3 protein-coding genes are annotated in these 5740 nt (G+C 31.1%); all 3 read left to right on the top strand.

Translation table 11 applies throughout. From position 1 onward, the window contains the following. Nucleotides 1-294 precede the first annotated feature (294 nt). A complete protein-coding gene (gene hemL, locus ACO409_RS10010; RefSeq protein WP_485556888.1) occupies nt 295-1602 on the top strand; it encodes a glutamate-1-semialdehyde 2,1-aminomutase in 1308 nt (435 codons plus the stop codon). Between the two features lie 415 nt (nt 1603-2017). Then, entirely contained in the window at nt 2018-3184 is a 1167-nt protein-coding gene (locus tag ACO409_RS10005) for a nicotinate-nucleotide--dimethylbenzimidazole phosphoribosyltransferase (RefSeq protein WP_485556887.1), read from the top strand. A gap of 175 nt (nt 3185-3359) precedes the next feature. Further along, nucleotides 3360-5740: autotransporter family protein (locus ACO409_RS10000; protein WP_485556885.1), on the top strand; the 2381-nt coding region annotated here is incomplete at its 3' end.

Raw genomic sequence — 5740 nt, 5'->3', positions numbered from 1 at the left:
GGCTTAGGCAGAGGTCTGCAAAACCTTGTACACCAGTTCGAATCTGGTTGTCGCCTCCATTAATAAATTACTGATAATAATTGTATTAATAACTACTTTATGTGGTTATTTTTTTTGTTTTAAAAATACATTATTTAAATGAGAAATATAACGAAGTAAAATATTTTTACTCTGTCAAAAATAGTATACTATTTTCAAAATTAAAATAAATATGATAAAATGTATTGAAAAGTAATTTTGCCTAAATTAAATAAAATAAAAAGAAAATGAAATCAGGAAAAGAGGAAAATATAAATGAATACAAATAGTTCAAAAAAAATTTATGAAAAAGCTAAAAAATCAATACCAGGTGGGGTAAATAGTCCAGTTAGGGCATTTCAGTCTGTTGATAAGGAGTATCCGATTTTCATTAAAAGTGGAAATGGAAGTAAACTTTATGATGAAGATGGAAATGAGTATGTGGATATGATTGGGTCTTGGGGACCGATGATTCTGGGACATAATTATCCGAAAGTTTTGGAAGCCGTGAAAAGAGAGCTTGAAAATGGGACTTCGTTTGGACTGCCTACGAAAAAAGAAGTGGAATTGGCAGAGCTTGTAAAAAGTTGTTTTCCATCAATTGAAAAATTGAGATTAACTACTTCTGGGACAGAAGCGGCAATGGCTAGTGTGAGAGTTGCTCGTGCATTTACTGGGAAAAATAAGATTATAAAGTTTGAAGGATGTTATCACGGACATTCGGATTCGCTGTTAGTTAAGGCTGGATCAGGGCTTTTGACTTTTGAGCATCAGGATAGTAACGGAATTACTGAAGGAGTTGTGAAAGATACGATAACATTGCCTTTTGGGGATTTTGAAAAGTTAAAGGAAACTTTGGAAAATGATAAGGATATTGCGTGTGTGATTATTGAGCCGATTCCTGCAAATATGGGGATTATTGAAACAGAAAAGGAATATTTGGAAAAAGTGCGTAAAATTACACAAAAGGAAAATATTGTGCTGATTTTTGATGAGGTAATTTCAGGATTTAGAGTTTCATTGGGAGGAGCTCAAAAAATATTTGGAATTACACCTGATTTGACCATTTTAGGGAAAATTATTGGTGGTGGTTATCCAGTTGGTGGCTTTGGAGGGAAAAAAGAGATTATGGACTTGATTTCACCTGTTGGGAATGTTTATCATGCTGGAACACTTTCTGGAAATCCGATTTCAGTTGCAGCTGGAATAGAAACTATTTCAATTTTAAAGGAAAATCCTGAAATTTATGAAAGTATAAATAAAAAAACAGAAAATCTAGTAAATAAAATTAATGAATTAATAAAAAAATACAATGTTCCAGCAACTGTAAATTATTTTGGAAGCCTTTTCACAATATTTTTTGCAAAGGAAAAAGTAAAAACTTTAGAAGATGCAATGAATACAGATAGTGAATTTTACAGTATATATTTTGATACAATGCTGGAAAATGGCGTGATTGTTCCACCTTCAAAATATGAAGCACATTTTGTATCTTATGTTCATAGTGACGAAGATATGGAAAAAATATTGACTGGTGTGGAAAAAACTTTTGAAAAAATTTCTAAAAAGTCTGGAACTGTTTAAAATGGAATAAAAATTTTAGAAATAGGTCTTATACTAAACCCCATTTGAAAAAAAGAAATGATTTCCTATTTACTTTCTGACAAGGGGTCTTGACCCCTTGCTAAACGGAATTATAAAAACTCAATTGTTTTAATGGGTAATAGTATTAAATTATTTTTGATTGCAAGATGTTATTTATTATTAGTCTTATTTGAAAATTATATGTGTTTAAGATTTAAATAAAATAAATATTGTGGTGTATAGATAAAAAAAGTTAGATTGTCGAGCATATCTATTTATAAATATACTTGAACCCATTCAAAATTGAACTATTAAAAATTATGTGAACCTAAGGTTTGAGTGAAATAGTCATAGCTTTTGAGTTCAGTTTTAAATCAGTTTTACTATAATAAAATTATGAATAGAGGAATAATAAATGGGAAAATTATTATTTGATACAATAAAAAAAATAAAACCGCTAGATAAAAATAGAATGGAAGAAAAGGAAAAAGAACTAAACTCCTTGTTAAAAACTCCAAAAGGGCTGGGAAAGCTCGAAAAATTGGCAATTCAGCTAGAAGGAATTGACGAAAATTATAAGCCTGATAAAAAGATGGTGCTTGTTATGGCGGCTGATAATGGAGTAGAACGGGAAAAGGTAAGTAAATCTAAAAGAGTGATAACACAATATGTTGTGGAAGCAATGTTAAATGGAAAATCATCGATTAATGCTCTTGGGATGGTTTACAATGCGGATATTAAAGTAGTAGATTTGGGAATTGATAAAAGTTCGGATATTAAAAATAAGATAAATTTCAAAGGGATTATTGATAAAAAAATTATGGAATTTGGAACTAATAATATTTCAAAAGAAGCCGCAATGACTTATGAACAGGCTGTAAAAGCAATAGAAACTGGGATTGAGATGGTTGATGAATTTATGAAGGATGGATATAATTTGTTTGCAACTGGAGAAATGGGGATTGGGAACACTACAACTAGCAGTGCGGTTTTAAAGGTTCTTACGGATTTACCAATAAATGAGATTATTGGTTATGGGAGCGGAATTGATGATAAAACTTTGGAACATAAAAAAAATGTTGTAAAAAAGGCGATTCAAGTAAATGGATTGCTAGATTTTTTTGAAAAAAGTAAAAATGCTGAAGGAAAAAAGAAGATTAGAAAAGAACAAGGAAATATGGATTTTGAAAGTAAAATAAATTTTGAAAATTTTAAAACGGAAGAATATCAAAAAAGTATAATAAATGTATTGGCTAAAGTTGGGGGATTGGATATTGCCGGAATGGCTGGAACTTATTTAGGATGTGCTAAAAATCGTGTTCCTGTTGTGATAGACGGATTTATTTCTGCTGTTTCCGCTCTTATTGCCTACAAAATCTGCCCAGCTACCAGAGAATTTATGATTGCTTCACATTTAAGCGAAGAGCCAGGAATGAAATATATTATGAAGGAACTGGATTTAGAGCCGATGCTTTTTATGAATATGAAATTGGGGGAAGGAACTGGGGCGGTTATGATGTTTCCTGTGATTGAAAGTGCTTGTAATATTACTGGAGTTGTGAGGGAATATCCTGATGTTTAGAAATTTTGCTATATTAAAATTTAATTTATGTTGATAATAAAATTTTTTGTAATATTTCATCAGAGAGTTGCTGATTTATAATTTTATATTTTTTTGACAGAAACTAAAAAAAATGGTATAATTTAATTAAGTTTTCAAAAAAAAAAAAAAAAAAATAGCAACAAAGGAGACAATTATGAAAGAAATAGAAAGATTTTTAAAGAAAATTCTAAAAAAGAAACAAAAGTACACAAAAGCACTTCTAATCACATTTTTGATGACAGGTGGACTTTCGGTGGCAACAACTATAACTCCAAATGTTAATGGTGAATATATTGTAAATTCTATTACAGGAGATGGAGATGTTTTTAATTATAATAATTATTCACATGGTGTTTTTAGGATTAGTGGAGGTAAAAAATTTATTTTTACAGGACAAGGAAATATAGATTCAAAAACGCCAAGTCCTTCATTTACACCCAGAACTTTGATAACAGTTACAGATTCAAATACTGAATTTAAAGCGACTGGTCAGATTGGAGTATCAAGTAATATTGACATGAATTTTGGTCCATCAAAAGAAGCAATTTTATATACAGTAACAAATTCCAATGCTATAAATCAGAAAGTAACTTTAAAAGATGTTTTTATAACAGCACCAAATCCAACAGTATCTACTGTAAAAGTTGAAGCTAAAAATGGATATGGTATAAAAAATGCAGAACTTAATTTAATCGGTACTGATGGTTTTAAATCACAAATTCATTCAGCCGCTGATGGTTGGCTAGTTGAAGTTGATGCAGATGAAGCAAATGGTGTTTATTCAGAATTGACAGTTAATGGAATAGATGATAGCACTGAAGGTGATGGTGGGACACAAATATTAGGTTTAATGACAAAACATGGAAAATCTGTTTTAAATGTAAATTTGGTAGGTGGAGCATACTGGGGATTAAGTAAAAATAGTTCTCTTTCTGAACAAAGAGCAACAATTAATTCATTAAATATAGATAAAAAATCTTTTTTATCATTTGATGAAAGTAATGTTACAGAAAGTGATGGGGTAACTTCAATTTATCATATAAAATTGACATCTGATGGAATTAATAATGATGGAACTTTAAATAACAGTGGACTTATTCAGTTAACAAATGATTCTAATAAGGATAAACTTATTATAGAAGGAAATTATCATGGAGATAATGGTAGAATTGAAATGAATACTCTTTGGAATGCACCAGGTGGTGAAAATGGGGAAAACTCAGAATCAGATTTAGTTTATATCACAGGAAATGCAACTGGAACAACAAAAGTAGTACCAATTTATATTGATGATACCCCACAAGAAAATATATTTGAAAATTATATTCCTGGAAATGTTCAGCAACTTTCTACAAGATTAAATAGTGTCCCAGTTGTAAAAGTTGCTGGAAATTCTACACCAACTACATTTACTGGAACTGCAAAAACTGCTGGAGCAGCTGAAGCACAGCTTACTAGTAGACAAGTTAATGGAATTTGGGAATATTACTGGACAATCTCGCCACTTGGAAGCTCTGGGGCAACTGGAGGATCTTCTGGTTCTAGCCGTCCAATTTACATTATGGCACAACCTGTTTCTGCATATGTATTGATGCCAAAAGTTAATATGGAAATGGGATACTCAACTGTTGGAACTTTACACGAAAGAAGAGGAGAAAATAGAATTCTTGATTTAGAAAATATGTCGGCTGATAAAGGACAAATTTGGACAAGAATTTATGGAAGTGGATTAAATGAAAATGGAACAGACAGATTCCAGTATGAAGGAAATCTTTATGGTGTACAAATTGGACACGATTTTAAAATTAATAAGGATAAAAATGGAAATGATCATTTGCTAGGTGGATATATTTCGTATAACAGAGCAAGTACGGACTTTTTTGATGAATACCGTGCTGAAAATGGAAAAATTTCTGATAGCAAGTATACAGGAAAAGGAAAATCTGAAAGTATTTCATTAGGAATTACAAAAACTAAATATACTCCCAAAGGTTCATATTACGATTTAGTAGGACAAGTTTCTTACTTACAAAATAAATATAATTCAAGAGATGATTACAGTGCAAAACAAAACGGCTTTGGGTTATTACTTTCAGGAGAAGCTGGAAAATCTTTTGATATCTCAAAAAATGGGAATTGGTCAGTTGAACCGCAAGCTCAATTAATTTACCAATATCTGAATACAAAATCGTTTAATGACGGATTAAGAAATGTCAACCAAGATAACAGAAACGGACTTCGTGGAAGAGCTGGCGTAAGATTAGCATATAATGGTGACAATGGTAATAGTAGAACAAACTCATATTATGCAGTCGCAAACGTGTGGCACGACTTCACAAAATACGATAGCAAGTACACAAACATTGGTTCAGACAAAATAACTGAAAAACTTGGTACAACTTGGGGAGAAATTGGACTAGGTGCCCAAGCTCCTTTAGGACAAAAAAGTAATCTTTACGTTGATACAAGATATGAACACTCTTTCAATAATTCAAATCGTTCAGGATACAAAGGAACGATTGGATTTAAACATAC

It is taken from the genome of Leptotrichia sp., assembly GCF_057270615.1.
The sequence above is the reverse complement of the archived record's forward strand: the minus strand, read 5'-3'. Positions and strand labels throughout refer to the sequence as shown.

Coding starts and splice junctions, on each gene's coding strand:
- hemL (WP_485556888.1), top strand. CDS start 295: ATGAATACAAATAGTTCAAAAAAAATTTATGAAAAAGCTAAAAAATCA.
- ACO409_RS10005 (WP_485556887.1), top strand. CDS start 2,018: ATGGGAAAATTATTATTTGATACAATAAAAAAAATAAAACCGCTAGAT.